This is a genomic window from Thioalkalivibrio paradoxus ARh 1 (genome assembly GCF_000227685.2).
In the GTDB taxonomy this organism is placed as follows: domain Bacteria; phylum Pseudomonadota; class Gammaproteobacteria; order Ectothiorhodospirales; family Ectothiorhodospiraceae; genus Thioalkalivibrio; species Thioalkalivibrio paradoxus.
In genome coordinates, this window is the sequence record NZ_CP007029.1 from 2,599,091 (window position 1) to 2,616,112 (window position 17,022).

General features: G+C 68.1%; 20 protein-coding genes. 3 read left to right on the plus strand and 17 right to left on the minus strand.

Annotated features, from left to right (window positions below):
- Positions 1-23: 23 nt before the first annotated feature.
- Together THITH_RS11655 and THITH_RS11660 are read left to right on the plus strand one after the other, a co-directional pair.
- Positions 24-1,457 (plus strand): cobyrinate a,c-diamide synthase, encoded by a 1,434-nt coding sequence (locus tag THITH_RS11655; protein WP_006747902.1) that lies wholly within the window; start codon positions 24-26, stop codon positions 1,455-1,457.
- Positions 1,454-1,792 (plus strand): HesB/IscA family protein, encoded by a 339-nt coding sequence (locus tag THITH_RS11660; RefSeq protein ID WP_006747901.1) that lies wholly within the window; start codon positions 1,454-1,456, stop codon positions 1,790-1,792. The genes THITH_RS11655 and THITH_RS11660 overlap by 4 nt, the downstream gene beginning before the upstream one ends.
- 97 nt (positions 1,793-1,889) lie before the next feature.
- On the opposite strand, the gene THITH_RS11665 is transcribed toward THITH_RS11660, so the two are convergent.
- Both THITH_RS11665 and THITH_RS11670 read right to left on the minus strand, forming a co-directional pair.
- Positions 1,890-2,564 (minus strand): Fe2+-dependent dioxygenase, encoded by a 675-nt coding sequence (locus THITH_RS11665; RefSeq protein WP_006747900.1) that lies wholly within the window; start codon positions 2,562-2,564, stop codon positions 1,890-1,892.
- 34 nt (positions 2,565-2,598) lie between these two features.
- Positions 2,599-3,684, minus strand: a complete 1,086-nt coding sequence (locus THITH_RS11670; protein WP_006747899.1) for an Sfum_1244 family protein — start codon at positions 3,682-3,684, stop codon at positions 2,599-2,601.
- A 325-nt stretch (positions 3,685-4,009) separates the two neighbouring features.
- Between THITH_RS11670 and THITH_RS11675 the strand changes: the two genes are divergently transcribed.
- Positions 4,010-4,759: an HAD family hydrolase gene (locus THITH_RS11675; protein WP_006747898.1), complete on the plus strand. Its 750-nt coding sequence runs from the start codon at positions 4,010-4,012 to the stop codon at positions 4,757-4,759.
- Here the strand turns inward: THITH_RS11675 and kdsB are convergent.
- The 15 genes from kdsB to THITH_RS11750 form a co-directional block, all read right to left on the minus strand.
- Positions 4,734-5,507 carry a 3-deoxy-manno-octulosonate cytidylyltransferase gene (gene kdsB / locus THITH_RS11680; RefSeq protein ID WP_006747897.1) on the minus strand — a complete coding sequence of 258 codons (774 nt, stop codon included), beginning with the start codon at positions 5,505-5,507 and terminating at the stop codon, positions 4,734-4,736. The two genes, THITH_RS11675 and kdsB, sit on opposite strands and share 26 nt — an antisense overlap.
- 64 nt (positions 5,508-5,571) lie before the next feature.
- A complete protein-coding gene (locus THITH_RS11685; RefSeq protein WP_006747896.1) occupies positions 5,572-5,766 on the minus strand; it encodes a Trm112 family protein in 195 nt (64 codons plus the stop codon).
- A 5-nt stretch (positions 5,767-5,771) separates the two neighbouring features.
- Entirely contained in the window at positions 5,772-6,776 is a 1,005-nt protein-coding gene (gene lpxK, locus THITH_RS11690; RefSeq protein WP_006747895.1) for a tetraacyldisaccharide 4'-kinase, read from the minus strand.
- Positions 6,777-6,974: 198 nt separating this feature from the next.
- On the minus strand, positions 6,975-8,732 hold the full coding sequence (gene msbA / locus THITH_RS11695; RefSeq protein ID WP_006747894.1) for a lipid A export permease/ATP-binding protein MsbA: 1,758 nt from the start codon (positions 8,730-8,732) through the stop codon (positions 6,975-6,977).
- Entirely contained in the window at positions 8,725-9,150 is a 426-nt protein-coding gene (locus tag THITH_RS11700; RefSeq protein WP_006747893.1) for an ExbD/TolR family protein, read from the minus strand. Before THITH_RS11700 ends, msbA begins: the two co-directional genes overlap by 8 nt.
- Entirely contained in the window at positions 9,147-9,779 is a 633-nt protein-coding gene (locus tag THITH_RS11705) for a MotA/TolQ/ExbB proton channel family protein (protein WP_006747892.1), read from the minus strand. Before THITH_RS11705 ends, THITH_RS11700 begins: the two co-directional genes overlap by 4 nt.
- Positions 9,780-10,020: 241 nt before the next feature.
- Positions 10,021-11,337: a 23S rRNA (uracil(1939)-C(5))-methyltransferase RlmD gene (gene rlmD / locus THITH_RS11710; RefSeq protein ID WP_006747891.1), complete on the minus strand. Its 1,317-nt coding sequence runs from the start codon at positions 11,335-11,337 to the stop codon at positions 10,021-10,023.
- Positions 11,334-12,134, minus strand: a complete 801-nt coding sequence (locus THITH_RS11715) for a 3'-5' exonuclease (RefSeq protein ID WP_006747890.1) — start codon at positions 12,132-12,134, stop codon at positions 11,334-11,336. Before THITH_RS11715 ends, rlmD begins: the two co-directional genes overlap by 4 nt.
- The gene (gene cysM, locus THITH_RS11720; protein ID WP_025367522.1) at positions 12,131-13,039 is read right to left on the minus strand and encodes a cysteine synthase CysM; all 909 of its coding nucleotides are present in this window, start codon (positions 13,037-13,039) and stop codon (positions 12,131-12,133) included. The genes THITH_RS11715 and cysM overlap by 4 nt, the downstream gene beginning before the upstream one ends.
- Positions 13,040-13,115: 76 nt before the next feature.
- Positions 13,116-13,496, minus strand: a complete 381-nt coding sequence (locus tag THITH_RS11725; RefSeq protein WP_006747888.1) for a holo-ACP synthase — start codon at positions 13,494-13,496, stop codon at positions 13,116-13,118.
- 19 nt (positions 13,497-13,515) lie between these two features.
- Complete coding sequence (locus tag THITH_RS11730; protein ID WP_006747887.1) at positions 13,516-14,280, minus strand: pyridoxine 5'-phosphate synthase; 765 nt, start codon at positions 14,278-14,280, stop codon at positions 13,516-13,518.
- A gap of 15 nt (positions 14,281-14,295) precedes the next feature.
- Complete coding sequence (recO, locus tag THITH_RS11735; protein ID WP_006747886.1) at positions 14,296-14,958, minus strand: DNA repair protein RecO; 663 nt, start codon at positions 14,956-14,958, stop codon at positions 14,296-14,298.
- Positions 14,955-15,869 carry a GTPase Era gene (gene era / locus THITH_RS11740; RefSeq protein ID WP_025367524.1) on the minus strand — a complete coding sequence of 305 codons (915 nt, stop codon included), beginning with the start codon at positions 15,867-15,869 and terminating at the stop codon, positions 14,955-14,957. Before era ends, recO begins: the two co-directional genes overlap by 4 nt.
- Positions 15,866-16,594, minus strand: a complete 729-nt coding sequence (gene rnc, locus THITH_RS11745; protein WP_006747884.1) for a ribonuclease III — start codon at positions 16,592-16,594, stop codon at positions 15,866-15,868. Before rnc ends, era begins: the two co-directional genes overlap by 4 nt.
- Positions 16,595-16,624: 30 nt before the next feature.
- Positions 16,625-17,002: a DUF4845 domain-containing protein gene (locus THITH_RS11750; RefSeq protein WP_006747883.1), complete on the minus strand. Its 378-nt coding sequence runs from the start codon at positions 17,000-17,002 to the stop codon at positions 16,625-16,627.
- Positions 17,003-17,022: the final 20 nt, after the last annotated feature.

The following is a 17,022-nucleotide window of genomic DNA, read 5'->3' on the forward strand; positions in this document are numbered from 1 at the left end:
GGGCGCGGCGGGCTGCTGAGCGCATGGCCCGGTTGCTGATCTCCGCCGCGCACAAGTCGTCCGGAAAGACCACGATCTCGACCGGCCTGTGCGCGGCGCTCGCCGCGCGCGGGCAGCCGGTCCAACCGTTCAAGAAGGGTCCCGACTACATCGACCCACTCTGGCTCGGCCGTGCGGCCGGCCGGCCCTGCGTCAATCTCGATTTCAACACCATGTCGCACCAGGAGATCCGGGAAGCGGTCGGCACCCGGACCGGAGCGAGCGATGTCGCGCTGATCGAGGGCAACAAGGGCCTGTACGACGGGCTGGATCTCGAAGGGTCCAACAGCAACGCCGCGCTCGCCCGGCTGCTGCAGGCCCCGGTCGTGCTGGTGATCGACAGCCGCGGCGTGACCCGCGGCGTCGCGCCACTGCTGCTCGGCTACCAGGCGTTCGAACGCGACATCCAGATCGCCGGCGTGATCCTGAACCGGGTCGGCGGCAGCCGCCACGGATCGAAGCTGCGCGCGGTGATCGAGCACTACACCGACATCCCGGTATTGGGCATGGTGTCCGAGAACGCCGACCTCCAGATTCTGGAACGCCATCTCGGCCTGATCCCGAGCAACGAGCACGCCGCAGCCGACGCGCAGATCCAGCGCCTGGCGCGCGTGATCGAAGCCGAGGTCGACGTGCAGCGGATCGGCGGGCTCGGGCAGACGGCGCCTCCCCTGCCACGCGCGCCCGCCACCGCCCCTGCGCCCGACGCGGCGCGGGTCCGAATCGCGGTCGCGCGCGACGCGGCCTTCGGCTTCTACTACGCAACCGACCTCGAGGCACTGGAACAGGCCGGAGCGGAGCTGCTGTTCTTCGACGCGCTGCAGGACACCGAGTTGCCGCCGGCGGACGGCCTGTTCATCGGCGGCGGCTTTCCCGAGAGCCGCATGCGGGAACTGGAGGCCAATGCATCGATGCGGGAATCTGTGCGCGCCGCGATCGAATCCGGCCTGCCGGCCTACGCCGAGTGCGGCGGATTGATGTATCTGGCCCGGGGCATCACCTGGAACGGAACACGCTGCGCGATGGCGGGCGTATTGCCGGGCGAAGTGGTGATGCACGCCCGACCCCAGGGCCGCGGCTATGTGCGTCTGGAAGAAACCGGACAGCTGCCCTGGCCCGCCGCCGATTCGGCGCCTGACGTCCCGGATTCCCGTCCGTTCGCGTTCGGTGCCCACGAGTTTCATTACTCGGCGCTGGAACCGATGCCCGCCGGCACCGTCTATGCGTACCGGGTGCTGCGGGGGCATGGGATCGACGGCCGCCACGACGGCATCGTGTACCGGAACCTGCTGGCGAGTTACAGCCATCTGCGGCACAGTGCGCAGAATCCCTGGGCGGACCGCTTTGTCGCATTCGTACGCGGCGTGCAAGCGGACCGCTCCAGACGCACCCCAATTCGAACAAGGAGTAACGCATGATCACGATTACCCCTGCGGCTGCAAAGCAGATCAAGGAATCGGCGCAGCAGAGCGGCATCGAAGGGGCTTCGCTGCGGCTTGCCGCGAAGCGCAGCCCGGACGGCGGCATCGACTACGGCATGGGCTTCGAGGAGCACGAGAAGGACAGCGACCTGACCTTCAAGAGCAGCGGCGTGAACCTGGTGGTCGAACCGGGCAGCGTCGAGCTGTTGAAGAACGCCGTGCTCGATTACGTCGAGCTGGAACCCGGCGAGCACCGCTTCATCTTCATGAACCCGAACGATCCCAACTATCGTCCGCCGGATGGCCTGAACGCGCCGCCGATCAAGGACTGACGGGCGGCAACGACGGCCGGCTGCCGCGTTTCACCCCGGTGCGCTGCACTATTGGTACCGGGGGAGGGCCGCGGCCACAGCGCGCGTTCGGGTACCATCAGACCTCGGCCCACATCCGCATCAGGTTGGCGCGGATCCGGCCGGTCCGGCGCGTCAGGTCGCCTTCGGGGTCCTGGTCGCGGAGGGCGTCTTCGACCTGCTGGAGATCGAACAACAGGCGCCGGCGTTCCGGCTCGCGCACCATCGATTCGGCCCAGGCCACCGCGACCAACCGCTCGCCATGGGTCACCGGCAGAACCCGGTGCAGGCTCGACGACGGGTAGATCACCGCATCGCCAGCCCCCAGTTTCACCTGCTGCTCGCCGAACTCGGTTTCGATCACGAGTTCGCCGCCGCCATAGCGGTCCGCCTCGTTCAGGAACACCGTCACCGACACGTCCGAGCGGTAACGCCCGCCTTCGGGTCCCATCACCGGGTCGTCGACATGCGGGCCATAGCTCATTCCCGGCTGGTAGCGCGCGAAGAACGCCCCCGACAGGCGCCGCGGCTGCGCGGCCGCCTGGAACCGCGGGTGGCGATACAGCGGGAGCAGCACCCACTGGTTCAGCTGCGCGATGCGCTGGTCCGCCGGGTCCGCTTCCTGGTTCGCTTTCACTCGGCGCGCATCGCCGCCGGCCGAGGCTCGCCCATCGACGAACGGCATGTCGGCCAGCACGGTCCGCACGCGCTCGAGCTGTGCGGCATCGAGGACCTTGGGTAGGGTGATCAGCATCGTGGCCTTTCGAAGTTGTGCCGCGTGCCGCGGTTCAGGTCCGGACCCGCAGGTTCGGCTGCAACTCGGCCAACCGGTCGTCTTCGACCGGCCAGCCGTCCGGGGACTCCTCCAGGAAACGGCGTGCGACGGCAAGCCAGTGTTCGCGTGCCGGAGCCACCTGGGCCTTCAACACTGCCAGCGGCGCCCCGGCGACCCAGCGATCGTAGGCATCGCGCAGCTGCGGAAACAACAGCGCGCGCATACCGGTCAGGTTCGCGAAGTAGAAGTGAATCGCGCCGTCCGCACCGTCTTCGAGCAACGCCGGCAGTGTCGTCAGGCAGTCGGCCAGGTGGTCCCGAACCGCCCGGGCGACCACCTCGCCCCGACTGCCGGCGACCTCGAGCACGCGCTGCTGCCAGGCCGGCCCGAGCCGTTGCCCCGCAAGCACCTCGCCGACCTCGTGCCAAACCGCCGCCTCGACCTCGCTGTCGGTCATCCGCTCCAGCGTCGCGGGATCCGCCGCATCAAAGCCATAGGCCCGGAGCGCCCGCGCCAGCGGATCGTCCGCCGGCGCGCCGCGCATCTGCCAGGCCTCGACGGTTTCGAACAATAGCCGGCGCACCGACTCGCGGCGTACGAAGATCAGGTTTCCGCGCGACATCGCCGGCGGTGCCGCCAGGTCGCGGGCGCTTTCCTCGCCAACGATATAGACCCGGTAGTCGTCGAAATCCTCGCGCCGCAGCAGCGCGCCCAGGAAGAACAGCGGGCGGGCGCCGCGTCCATAGCCGGCCCCGTACACCAGCCCGTGCGGATCCAGCCGGCGGTTCACCGCATCCTGGTCGAACGGGTCGTGGCGGGTCGCGCCGAGCGGCAGCGCCTCCGGGGCCAGCCCTTCCAGCTGTTCCCAGCCCTGTTCGCGTTGGCTGACCCAGTCTCCGACCTCCTGGTGGTTCAACGCGGCCGAGAACGGCAGGCGTCGTTCCCAGCGGTAAAACTCGCGCATCTTCAGCAGATACGTGCACAGGGAGTAGTTCCCGGCATGTTCGGCGTCGGCAATGTCGCAGTTACGCTGTACCGCCGCACGCAGCTCGCTCAGCCCGTCCCCGGAAAGCACGGATTCGAAAGTCGCTTGGGTCATCGATAACGCCGCCCCTGATAATCGCCCCCGGTCTCAGTGCCCGTGCCGATCCCCTTCTGCCGCGTGGCCGACGCACATGCCCGGCGGCGTTGCGGCAATCCCACCCGCGCTTCCGCGGATTCCGGCGCAGCCTGGTCGCACCAGGAGACATCGTCACGAGTCGTGATCGCATTCTGACCGATGGCCCGAAGCATGGAAACCCATCCCTGCCGCCAGTGCGTGTTCCGGCCGATGCTGCGATCCAGCGCCGAAATGTCCGCCAGCCGGCGGCCGATCCGTGTGGGTTTGGCGAAGACTGCCTCGCGACCCGCTAGAATCCCAATCCATGAACGCCCATCCTGCTGCGGTGGCCGCGATCCAGGTGCGCGTGCGCTGCATTACCTTCGATCTGGACGACACGCTGTGGCCGGTGATGCCCGCAATCCACCGGGCCGAGGCGCGCTTTTACGATTGGTTGCGGATCCACGCTCCACAGGTCTGCGAACGCTACACACCGCAGGCATTGATCGACGCCCGCAGCGGTTTCATGCGCGCCGCTCCTGCGTCGGAGCGCCACGACCTGACCCGCCTGCGCAAACGCTGGCTGCGCGCGCTTGCGCTCGAGACCGGTGCCAACCCCGCGCGCCTGGAATCGGAGGGGTTCGACGTGTTCTGGGAGGCCCGCAACGAGGTCGACCCGGACCCCGAAGCCGCATCGGTACTGGACACGCTGTCCCGGCATTTCCAGATCGGCGCAATCAGCAACGGCAACGCGGACGTGTTCCGTACCCCGCTCGGACCGTACTTCGATTTCGCGCTGCCGGCAGCCGAGGCGGGCGCCGCCAAGCCGGATCCGGAAATTTTCCGCGCTGCCGCCCGCCGCGCGGGCGTTCGGCCCGAATCCATGCTGCATATCGGCGACGACGCCGTCTGCGACGTGCTGGGTGCGCGCAACGCCGGCCTGCATGCCGGCTGGTTCAACCCGGGCACCATGCCCTGGGCGCAGCGCGAGCCCACGCCGGATCTCACCTTCGGCCGGCTGGGCCAGATACCCGTCCGGCTCGGTTTGATCAGACCTGCGCCGTTGCGGCCATGAGGCGCTCCAGCCGCTCGACGTCCTCCGGGGTATCGACCCCGGCGGGCACCGGTGCGTCGACGATTCCGACCTGGATCCAGGCGCCGATGGCCAACGCACGCAGCTGCTCGAGCTGTTCGATCCGTTCCAGCGCAGCGGGCGGTTCCGCGGTGAGTCTTCGGAGAAACCGGGCACGGTAGGCATAGAGCCCCAGGTGCCTGCGCGCCTGCGTCAGATCCGGGCTGTGCCCGGCGCGCGCGGCCTCACGGTCCCAGGGGATCGGTGCCCGCGAAAAGTACAGCGCCCTGCCCGCGGCATCGGTCACCAGCTTCACCTGGTTCGGATCGTGCAGATCCTCGGCACTGCGGATCGGAACCCCAAGAGTCGCCATATCGGCCCGGGGATGACGCGCGAGCAAAGCCGCGAGTTCGTCCAGCAACGTGCCCGGCGTCAGCGGTTCATCGCCCTGCAGGTTGACCACGCAGGTTGCATCGGGCCAGCGCTGCTCTGCCGCGACCGCCGCGATCCGGTCGGTTCCGGAGGGCAGATCCGAGGGGGTCCAGCAGGCTTCCGCACCACTGGCATGGGCCACATCGAGCACGCGGGCGTCGTCGCTGGCCACGATCACCCGTGCCGCGCTGCTCTCGCGGGCGCGCGCAACCACGTGGGCGATCAGCGGCCGCCCGGCAACCGCGACCAGGGGCTTTCCGGGCAGCCGGCTCGAGGCCATTCGTGCCGGGATCACCACAATGAAGGGCTCGGCACTCATGCCTCTGGCCACACCGGCGCCGCGTCGGGCGCCACAAGGCCCGTCCACTCGGCCTGCGCCGGCATCATTGCTCGCGCCAGCGCTTCTTTTCTTCTTCCGACAATACGCGGGCTTCCTCCTCCAGCATCACCGGAATGTCATCCCGGATCGGGTAGGCCAGGCCGGCGGAGACCGAGATCAACTCGTTCGCGTCGCGATCGTAGTGGAGCGGCCCCTTCGTGACCGGGCAGACGAGAATTTCGAGCAGACGCTTGTCCATCGTGATTACCCCAGGTATTTCAGCCGTATCGTGGATTCCAGGCGCCTCAGCAGCGCCGGTTCGAAGGCGGGATCGGGCCGCGCCGACACCGGCCAATACCAGTGGCGCTCGTCGGCAAACTCGCGGCATTTTACGGCATCCTTCTCGGTCATCAGTACCGGGTAGGGATCGCCGAAATCGATGTCCCGAGCATGGAAGCGGTGGTGGTCGGGGAACGGATGCCGGATCACGTCGACGCCCTCGGCTTCGAGCGCGGTAAAGAATCGCTCGGGATCGGCGATGCCCGCGACTGCGTGCGCCGGTCGGCCGGCAATCTCGCGCAGCGGACGGTGGACGCCGTGCTGGCCGACACTCGATACCGTACCCGGCGTTTCCAGGCGCATCGCGTATTCGCCCGGCTGCGGGCTGCCGTCGGTGACCACCACGAAATCCGCCCGCGCCAATGCAGACCCGGATTCGCGCAGCGGCCCCGCGGGCAGACACAGGCCGTTGCCCAGACGGCGCTTGCCGTCGAGCATCACGATGCTGATGTCACGCGGAAGCCGGTGGTGCTGCAGGCCGTCGTCCGAGATCACCACGTCGACGCCCTGCGTGGCCAGGGCACGCGCGCCACGCACCCGATCCCGGTCGACCCAGACCGGAACGCCGGTGCGCAGGGCCAGCAGGATCGGCTCGTCACCGACTGCCGACGGGTCGGCGCCGGGGTGCACCGGGAGACTCGCGTGCGCATTGCGGCGGCCATAGCCCCGGCTCACGATACCCGGACGATAGCCGGCCCGCAGGAGACTCTGCGCCAGCCAGGCGGACATCGGCGTCTTGCCGCTGCCCCCTACCGTCAGGTTACCGACGACGATCACCGCTTTCAGCGGCAGCACCACGTGACGCTGGGTGTCCTCGAGCCGACTGCGCCGCCAGCTCGCGATCCCCGCATACAGCAGCGACAGCGGAAACATCGCGGCCGCGAACGGGCCGCGATAGCTCCACTGGCGCCACAGCCACTGCTCTACCATGTCCGGACCCGGTCGATCCGGACCGCCAGGCTGCGGTCGACCCCGCGCCGTTTGCGCAGAGGACCGAGCCGCATGGGGGAGCGAGGGCAGTTCTTGATGATTTCGAGGCGCATAGTGGTTCTATGTAACGAGGAATCAGGGAAAAATGCACCGCTCTTCCCACCGGCGCAGCAGGAGCAGCCCAAGTCCGACAGGCGGCTAGGCTTCGCGGAACTGAAGCCGGTACAGGTGCGTGTAGATGCCATCACGGGCCAGCAGATCGGCATGCTGCCCCTGTTCGACGATGCGCCCTGCATCGAGCACCAGGATGCGGTCGGCGTGTTCGATCGTCGACAGGCGATGGGCGATGATCAGCGTCGTGCGCGTATGCATCAGATTGGCCAGCGCCGCCTGCACCTTGCGCTCGGACTCGTTGTCGAGCGCCGACGTCGCCTCGTCCAGGATCAGCAGAGGCGCATCGCGCAGCAGCGCCCGGGCAATGGCCAGGCGTTGCCGCTGGCCACCGGACAGCAGGACCCCGTTCTCGCCGATTTCGGTATCGAAGCCGTCCGGCAGCTGCTCGATGAAATCCAGCGCATGTGCTGCTGCCGCCGCCTTGCGGATTTCGTCCAGCGTCGTTCCGACGCGCCCGTAGGCGATGTTGTTCGCAACCGTGTCGGCAAACAGCGTGACGTGCTGGCCCACGTACGCGATCTGGCGCCGGAGATCGCGCAGCCGCAGGTCCGAAAGATCGTGCCCGTCCAGCAGAATGCGTCCCCGCGTCGGCGTGAAGAACCGCGGCAGCAGGTTGACCAGCGTCGTCTTGCCACTGCCGGAGCGCCCGACCAGCGCCACGTTCTCGCCGGGCTCGATCGCCAGGTCGATGTCCTTCAGCACGTCCGGGCCTCCGGCCTCGTACCGGAAGCTCACCTGCTCGAAGCGCAGCGCCCCGCGGGCGCCCTCCATCGGGGTATGCCCGGTATCGCGTTCCGGCGCCTCGTCGAGCACGGCGAAAATGTTCTGCCCGGCCGCGATGCCCCGCTGCAGGGTCGCGTTGATCGTGCTCAGACGCCGGATCGGGGTCAGCAACAGCAGCATCGCGGTCAGGAACGAGACGAAGGTTCCGGCCGTGATGTCGTCGGCCAGCGAGTCGGAGGTCGCCATCCAGATGATGAACGCGAGCACCAGCGCCACGATGAACTGGATGATCGGCACATACGCAGCCTTCACGCCCTCCATGCGCATGTGCAGCCGGCGGTTGCCTTCGTTGATCCCCTCGAAACGTTCGCGCTCGAAGGGTTCACCGCCGAAGATCCGAACGACCCGGTGGCCCTCGATCACTTCCTGGGTCACGTGGGTCACGTCGCTCATGTTGCCCTGAATGCGGTGCGACAGGCGCCGGAACTGCCTCGTGACCACGTTCACCAGCAGCACGACCGCCGGCACGATCACCAGCACGGTCATCGTCAGCGCCGCACTGAGGTAGAACATCCAGGCCAGCAGCACCAGGATCGTCAGGCTGTCCTTCACCAGCACGCTGAAGCCGTCGGTCGCAGCGCTGGCCACCTGTTCCACATTGTAGGTGAGGCGGGAGATCAGCTCGCCGCTGGACTGATGCTGAAAGCGCTGCACCGGCATCACCAGCAAGCGTTCGAACAGCTCCGTGCGCAGCCGTTTCACCACCTGGCGGCCGACGTAGCGCATCGAGTAGGTGGCGCCGAACTCGGCGACGCCACGGACCGCAAACAGGACGATCAGCAGCAGCGGGATCCAGCGCGCGAAGTCGCTTTCGTCGACGCCGAAGGACTCGTCCATCAGCGGCTTCATCAATGCGGCGAAACCGGCCTCGGTCATCGCCATAATGACCATCGTGACCGTCGCGATGATCAGCAGCGGCCAGTACTGGAACGCGTAGGAGAGCAGGCGCCGATAGACGCGCCACCCGGTGTCGTAGCCTGGTCGTCCCTGGTCAGTCATCGTCTGCCGTCCGGCCGATGGTCGCGATCGAGACCGCGGTGATGCCGAGACGGCCAACCACATCCAGCGCGGTGACCACCGCCTGATGGCTGGCCGCTGCGTCGGCCCGGATCAGCACCGGGTCCCCGGCGCGGTCGCGCAGCACCTGCTCCAGCATCCGTTCCAGCGTCTCCGGGCGGCGGTTCACGAGTTCTTGTCCATCGACGTAGTACTCGCCGGTGGCGTCGATCAGGATATCCACCCACGCACGCTCCGCGAGCGCCGGCTCGCGGTCGGCCGACGGCAGCTGGAGCTGGATGTCGGCATGCCGTTCGAAAGTGGTGGAAACCATGAAGAAGATCAGCAGCAGGAACACCACGTCGATCAGCGGGGTCAGGTTGATCCCCGCCTCGTCGTCCCTGCGGCGCCGGAAGTTCACGCACTCACCCCGACCGAGGCGCTGCGCTCGCCGTGGATCACCTCGACCAGCTTCACAGCCTCCATCTCCATTTCCAGCACGAGTTCGTCGACCCTTCCGCGAAAATAGCGATGAAAGATCAGCGTCGGAATCGCGACGCCGATGCCGGCTGCGGTCGTCACCAGGGCCTGCGAAATGCCTCCGGCGAGGTCCCGCGGACTGCCAACGCCGACGTCGGTAATCACAGTGAAGACCTCGATCATGCCGACCACCGTGCCCAACAGCCCCAGCAGCGGCGTGATCATCGCGATCGTGCCCAGCGTATTCAGAAACCGCTCGAGTTCGTGCGCCACGCGCCGGCCGGTTTCCTCGATCGTTTCCTTCATGACCTCGCGCGAATGGTTCTGCGCGGCGAGTCCGGCCGCGAGCACCTGCCCCAGCGGCGAGCGGGCACGCAGGCGCTGCAACTGAACCTCACCGCCGGGACCGCTGCCGCGGGTCTGCTCCCAGACGGTCAGCAACAAACCGCCCGGCACCACGCGCGAACGGCGCAGCGACCACAGGCGCTCGAGCACGATGGCCATCGCGATGACCGAACACAGCAGGATCGGCACCATCAGCCAGCCGCCTGCCTTCACGATTTCGAGCATTCGGATCTCCCCAAGAATACGCGCACAGCACCGGCTCGCCGATCCGTCACCCACCCGGTACGCAGGCCGCGCATCCCTTCCGGTACCGGCGCCGGAAGAAATCCCGGCGCCCGGGAACCCTGCGTTGCGGCTTCACTGCGACGCCGCTGCCGCGCCCCGGCGCCGGCGCCGGCGCCGTGCGATCGCGTACGGAGTGCCGATGATACCGCCTGCCCCGAAGCCATGAAACAAAGCGCCGCGATCAGCCGCGGGTGAACAGCGCCATCGACTCGACATGCGCGGTGTGCGGAAACATGTCCATGATCCCCGCGGCCTCGAGGCGATAGCCGAAACGCTGCACCAGTTCGCCCGCGTCGCGCGCCAACGTCGCCGGGTTGCAGGACACATAGACCAGCCGCGGGATGGCACGCGGCCCCAGCGCAGCGACGACCGCCGCAGCGCCGGTACGCGGCGGATCCAGCAGCACCCGGTCGAATGGCTCCTGCAGCCAGGCTGCATCGGCCAGCGCCGGATCCTCCAGGTTGGCGCGCCGATACCGGGTGTTGCCGATCCCCTGCGCCTCGGCGTTGGCACGCGCTCGGTCGAGCATCACGGCATCACCCTCGACCCCGAGCACTTCGCGCGCCCGTTGCGCCAGCGGCAGCGTGAAGTTGCCCAGCCCGCAATACAGATCGAGCACCCGCGACTCCGGCGTAAGCGCGAGCAGGTCGAGGGCCCGGAGCACCATGTCCCGATTGATCCCGGCGTGCACCTGGATGAAATCGAGTGGCTGGAATTCCACCTGCAGCCCGAACTCCGGGTGGGCATAGTGCAGTTCTGCCGCGGGTCCGGCGTGAAACTGCACGGAATCGGGTCCGCCGGGCTGCAGGTACAGTTGCACGCCCTCGGCCTCCGCGAACGCGGCCAGCCGGTCCAGATCCGGCACCGACAGTGGCTGCAGATGGCGGAACACCAGCGCGGTGGTGCCGGCATCATCGACCGCCGCCTCGATCTGGGGAATCCGCTCGCGGGCATCGAGCCCGTCGATGAATTCCCGCAGTTTCGCGATCCGCCCGCCGAGCGCCGGGTGCAGCACCGGGCAGTCGCGCATGTCGGCCAGGTACCGCCCGCCGCGTTCGCGGAAGCCGACCAGGGTTCCCCCTTTCTTCGCGACGTATTTCACCCCGAGCCGGGCCGTGCGCCGGTAGCCCAGATCGGCGCCGGTCAGCGGTTCCAGCCGGCGTTCGGGCTGCACGTGGCCGATCCGCGCCAGCGTCTCGAACAGACTGCGCTCCTTCAGCCGCCGCTGCAGCGCGATGTCGGCGTGCATCAATCGGCAGCCGCCGCAGACGCCGAACCAGGCGCAGTGCGGCTCGACGCGCTCGGCGGCGGGCTCGAGGACCGCATCCAGACGCGCGGTGTCGAAGTTGCGCTTGCACCCGGTCTGCACCGCGCGCACGCGCTCGCCGGGCAATGCACCGTCGACGAAACAGGCCTTGCCAGCACGCCGGCCGACCCCCTGCCCTTCCAGGGTCAGATCCTCGATCACCAGCTCGAACGGACTGCGGTCGATCTTCATGTGCTTCCGTAAACGGGGGACACGCCGTCCCAGGCGGCCAGGAAGGCGTCCAGGTTCGGGCGTCCGGCAGTGGCGAGATAGTCGCGCAGCTGCGCTTCCCGACGCTCGTGCATCTCGGGGCTGAGCCCGCCACGCATCCGTTCGAAGCGCAGGTAGACGAGGTAGGTGTTCAGCACGTCATGTTCCACGTAGTCGTGAATACGCTCGCGGTCGCCATCGCGCCAGGCAGGCCAGACCTGGCTGCCGTCCATGCCCAGCTTGCCGGGAAAACCCAGCAGCGACGCGATCATGTCCAGCCCGGCGCTGGCACGGGGCTGGTAGGCGGCGAGCACGTCCATCAGGTCAATGTGGCGCCAGTGGAAACGGTTCAGGTAGTTGTTGTACCGGAAGCTGCGGTCGTCGTCGCCCTGGTCCCAGTAGCGCGGCGCCTGCACGCCATGCAGCAGCGCCCGATAGTGCAGCACCGGCAGGTCGAAGCCGCCGCCATTCCAGCTGACCAGCGTCGGCGTGCGCTTCTCGATCACATCGAAGAACTGGCGCAGCAACTCCGCCTCGTCGTCGGTGTTGCGCCCGAAGGCCGAGAGCTTCATCTGGTCGCCGCCCTGGTAGAGCACCCCGATCGACACGACCCGGTGCAGCGGGTGAGCGAGAAACTCGGAGCCGGTCTTGACCCGGCGTAGCGCGAACAGGGCTTCGGCCACCTCGGCGTCCGACAGACCGTCGAAATCGTGCAGCTTCCGACCGCCCTCGATGTCGGGAACGGTCTCGAGGTCGAACACCAGCACCGGCCCGCTCATGCGGGGAACACGCCGGTCGAGATGTAGCGGTCGCCCCGGTCGCAGACGATCGCGACCACGGTGCCACCGTCGACCTCCGCGGCCACCCGCAAAGCCGCGGCCACCGCGCCGCCCGACGAAACGCCGGCGAAGATCCCCTCCTCGGCTGCCAGCCGGCGCATGGTCGTCTCGGCGTCCTGCTGGCTCACATCCAGCGTGCGGTCGATTTGCGACGCATCGAAAATCGAGGGCAGGTATTCCTGCGGCCAGCGCCGGATACCGGGAATCGACGACCCTTCGGTGGGCTGAACGCCGACGATCCGCACCCCGGGATTGCGCTCCTTCAGGTAGCGCGAGGTGCCCATGATCGTGCCGGTGGTCCCCATCGACGACACGAAGTGGGTGACCTCGCCCCGCGTGTCGCGCCAGATCTCGGGACCGGTGCCACGGTAATGGGCGTCGGGGTTGTCGGGGTTCGCGAACTGGTCCAGCACCCGGCCCCGGCCTTCGCGCGCCATTTGCTGGGCCAGGTCGCGGGCACCTTCCATGCTCTGTTCGCGGCTGACCAGCACGATCTCGGCACCGAACGCCCTCATCGCGGCACGCCGTTCGGCCGACATGTTCTCCGGCATGATCAGGATCATCCGGTAGCCCTTGATCGCGGCGACCATCGCCAGCGCAATCCCGGTGTTGCCGCTGGTCGCCTCGATCAGCGTATCGCCCGGTTGGATCTCGCCGCGCCTCTCGGCGCCCAGGATCATGTTCAGCGCCGGCCGGTCTTTCACCGAACCCGCCGGGTTGTTGCCCTCGAGCTTTACCAGCACCGTCGACGGCAGACCTGCCGCAAGGCGCTGCAGGCGCACCAATGGCGTGTTGCCGACGAACTGTTCCAGTGTCGGATAGAAATGGGGATTCGGATCGGTCATGGCGCGACAGTATACCGGCATCGAACATCGCGGGAGGATCTGCGGCCGGCGCGATCGTCGATGCCGCCGCTTCCGTTCAGCGCTCCCCTTCGACGACGACGAAGGCCTGGGCGTACTGGTGTTCGTCGCTGATGCTGAGATGGATGCGGGCCACACCCAGACGCGCGGCGGTGCGCGCAGCCGAACCGGTCAGTTCGAACTCCGGGCGTCCCCTCGCGTCGTGCGTAACCCATACCTCGTGCAGCGCCATATCGCGGCCGATTCCGCAACCGAACGCCTTGGCCAACGCTTCCTTCGCGGCAAACCGGCGGGCGACGAACGCCTCCGGACGCACCACGGGCAGTTCCGCCTGCTCCTGCGGATGCAGCACGCGCTGCAGCAACCGCGCCCGGTGGCGTTGCAGCATCGCACCCAGGCGTTCCACCCGCACCAGATCAGTCCCGACTCCGAGGATCATCGCAGCCAACGCCTGGACGTCAGGCCGCGACGCGGCGCGCGGCGTCCAGGATGCTGCGCATCTGGCTCACCGCTTCCGGCAGCCCGGTGAACAGCGCGCGCGCGATGATCGAATGGCCGATATTGAGCTCGTGGAACAGCCGGTTCGCGGCGACCGGCCGCACGTTGTCGTAGTCCAGCCCGTGCCCCGCGTTGATCACCAGCCCCAGCTCGTGACCGGCGCGCGCCGCCTCGAACAGGCCGTGCAGCAGCCGTTCGCGTTCCTCGACGGTCCCGGCATTCGCGTAGGCCCCGGTGTGCAGCTCGACCACCGGCGCGCCGATCGCGACCGCCGCCTCGAGCTGGCGGACATCCGGCTCGACGAACAGCGATACCTCGATTCCGGCGGCCGTCAGCGGCTGCACGAACTCGCGCAGCCGCTCGCGCTGCCCATACGCGTCCAGACCGCCCTCGGTGGTGAGTTCCTCGCGGCGTTCCGGAACGATGCAGCAGGCCTCGGGGCGCAGCTTCAGTGCAATGGCCTGCATGCCCTCGGTTGCGGCCATCTCCAGATTCAGCGGCCGCACCAGCCGCGGTTTGATCCCGAACACGTCGTCGTCCTGGATATGACGACGATCCTCGCGCAGATGCAAGGTGATCGAGTCGGCACCGCTGGCCTCGGCCAGACGCACCGCGTGCATCAGATCCGGATAGGGTGTCCGGCGCGCCTGGCGAATGGTCGCGATATGGTCGAGATTGACCCCGAGGCGCAAGTGATCGGGATTCGCGGAGATGGCGGCATTCATGCGGACTTGTTCCTGTCAAAGCAGACGGCGGGTGTGCAATTCCCGGCCGTCCAGATGTGCGTCGATCAGCCGGCGCATGAAATCGCGCGCCGCGCGTTGGGCATTATCGGGGACGCCGGCGCCGCTGGCGAGCGCGAGCAGCACTGCCCCGGATACCGCGCCGGGGCGGTTCCGGGGCAGCGGTCCGCTCAGGCCCAGTTCCGGCCTGTAGTCGTAGTAGTCGGCTGGGTTCACGCCCTCGGCCGCAAGGTGCTCGAGGCCGGAGTCGATCAGGCACAGCAGCGCCCATTCCGCGGCGCGCAACGGATACTCCAACCGTTCGGCAGCCAGCAAGCCGCCATAGGCCTGCTCGAGGATGGGCACGACGCCGCCCTCCCGGGCATCGCGGGGAATCAGCCGCAGCACCAGTTCGTTGAGGTACAAGGCGCAGACCAGCGCGCGGCCGGCCAGCGGGAACACCCGCCGCTCCTCGCCCACCGACAGGTTCGGCAGTTCGCCACGCCCACGCCACGCCAGGTCCAGCAACACGAACGGACGCAGGCTTCCCGAGCGGCTGCGCGCCAGCACGGTGACCCGCCCGGCGCTGGCGGTGATCAGTTCCAGAATCCGGCTGTTCTCCCGAAACGGGCGCGCGTGCAATACGAAGCCCTGCGCCAGTTCCCCCTGCGCCCCGGTCACCGCGTCTCGTCGATGCCCAGTTCGCGCAACGCCCGGTCGCTCTGCGACCAGCCCGACTCGACGCGCACGGTCAGGCGCAGCATGATCTTGCGTCCGAGCAGCGCCTCCAGCTGCTCGCGTGCGGCCTGGCCGACGCGCTTGAGCATGTGACCGCCCTTGCCGATCACGATTCCCTTCTGACTCTCGCGCTCGACCACGATCAGCGCGTCGATGTGGGTGATCCCGGGGCGGTCCTCCCAGCCTTCGACGCGCACCGCGACCGCGTACGGAAGCTCCTGGCCGAGGCGTTCCAGCAGCGCCTCGCGGATCATTTCCTCGGCGCGGAAACGCTCGGGCCGGTCGCTGAGCTGATCCGGGTCGTAGAGGAACGGCCCGGGCGGCAGATACCGGCGCAGTTCGTCGACCAACCCCTGCAGGTTCTGGCCGGTACGGCCGGAGAGCGGTACCACGCCGAGGTAGTCGAATTCCTGCGCCCGGGCCTCGAGGAACGGCAGCAGCGCGGATTTGTCGCCGACCCGGTCGACCTTGTTGACCACGAGCAGCGCGGGCCGGCCCGAGGCCCGCAGCAGTTTCAACACATGCTCGTCGCCAGCGTCGAAGCGCAGCGCCTCGACGATGAAGCAGACGATATCCGCGTCACCCAGCGCCGATACTGCGGTCCGGGTCAGCAACTGGTTCATCCGCTTGCGGGGCTCGACATCGATCCCCGGCGTGTCCATCAGGACCATCTGGTCGGCACCCTGCGTGACGATCCCGAGAATCCGGTGGCGCGTCGTATGCGGCTTGCGCGTGGTCGCGGCGAGTTTCTCGCCGAGCAGGCGGTTCATCAGCGTCGTCTTGCCGACGTTCGGCCGGCCGACCAACGCGACCAGCCCGCAACGCGTGCTCTCGGTGTTTTCCCGATCCATCATCGCCTCGCTTCCCGCCGCAGCCGTTCCAGCGCCGCTTCTGCTGCCGCCTGTTCGGCCCGGCGCCGCCCCGAGCCGGCACCGCGCTGCCCCCAACCCTGGCTCGGCAGCCAGACCTCGACCACGAACTGGCGCCGGTGATCCGGCCCGGAGATCTCCAGCACCCGGTACTCGGGCAGGGCCTCGCCACGCCCCTGCAGCCACTCCTGCAGGCGCGTCTTCGGATCCTTCAGCGACTCGGCGCTCGGCAAGTCGCTGAGCCGTTCGGCATAGAGACGCAGCACGAACGCCCGAGCCGCCTCGAAACCCGCGGCATGGTAGGTGGCGCCGATCAGTGCCTCGAGCGTGTCGGCGAGGATGGATTCACGCCGCTGGCCACCGCTCTTTCGTTCCCCCTGTCCCAGCGTCAGCGCCCCTTCCAGGCCGGCAGCGCGGGCGAGTTCCGCGAGCGCCGTCCGGTTGACCAGCGCCGCGCGCAGACGCGTCAGATCCCCTTCCGGAGCATCCGGCAGGCGCTCGTACAAGGCATCGGCGATCACCAGTCCCAGCACCGCGTCGCCGAGGAACTCCATGCGTTCATTGTGGCGGCTGCCGGCGCTGCGATGGGTCAACGCCTGTTCCAGCGCCGCGCCCGCGCGCAGCGCCTCGGGAAGCAGGCGCCGGAAATCGCCCGCAGCCACTGCTGCGGGCCGGGCGCACAGTGGCGACTCAGCTCGGGACAACGGCATTGGCAACGCGGTGGGCGCGCACGGTCATGATCAAGGCGAGAGCGTATCGCGGCGCTGGAAATTGGCCACCAGGTCGAGGTTGCCGAAGAACGGCCGGCGTACCTCGTAGGACAGCACCATGTGGCGCCCGCCGCCATCGTCTTCGAACGTGAAGTTCTCGCGCTCGACGTTATCGTAGATCGAGTTGATGGCGAGGCGCCGCTCGATCTCGTTCCACAGCTGATGTGAGGTGCGCTCTGCGGCCCCCGGCGTCTTCGCGACATCGATCGCGATGCTGCGCACCGTCCAGTACTGCATGTAGTCCTTGCCCATGGTCAGGACGAAGGTCCCGATCAGCAGCGCAAACAGCAGCAGCGCAATCACCGTCAGCGCCCCGGCACCCTGCATCTGTCGTCTGGTTGTCATCATTGCGACCGCCCCCGCCGTCT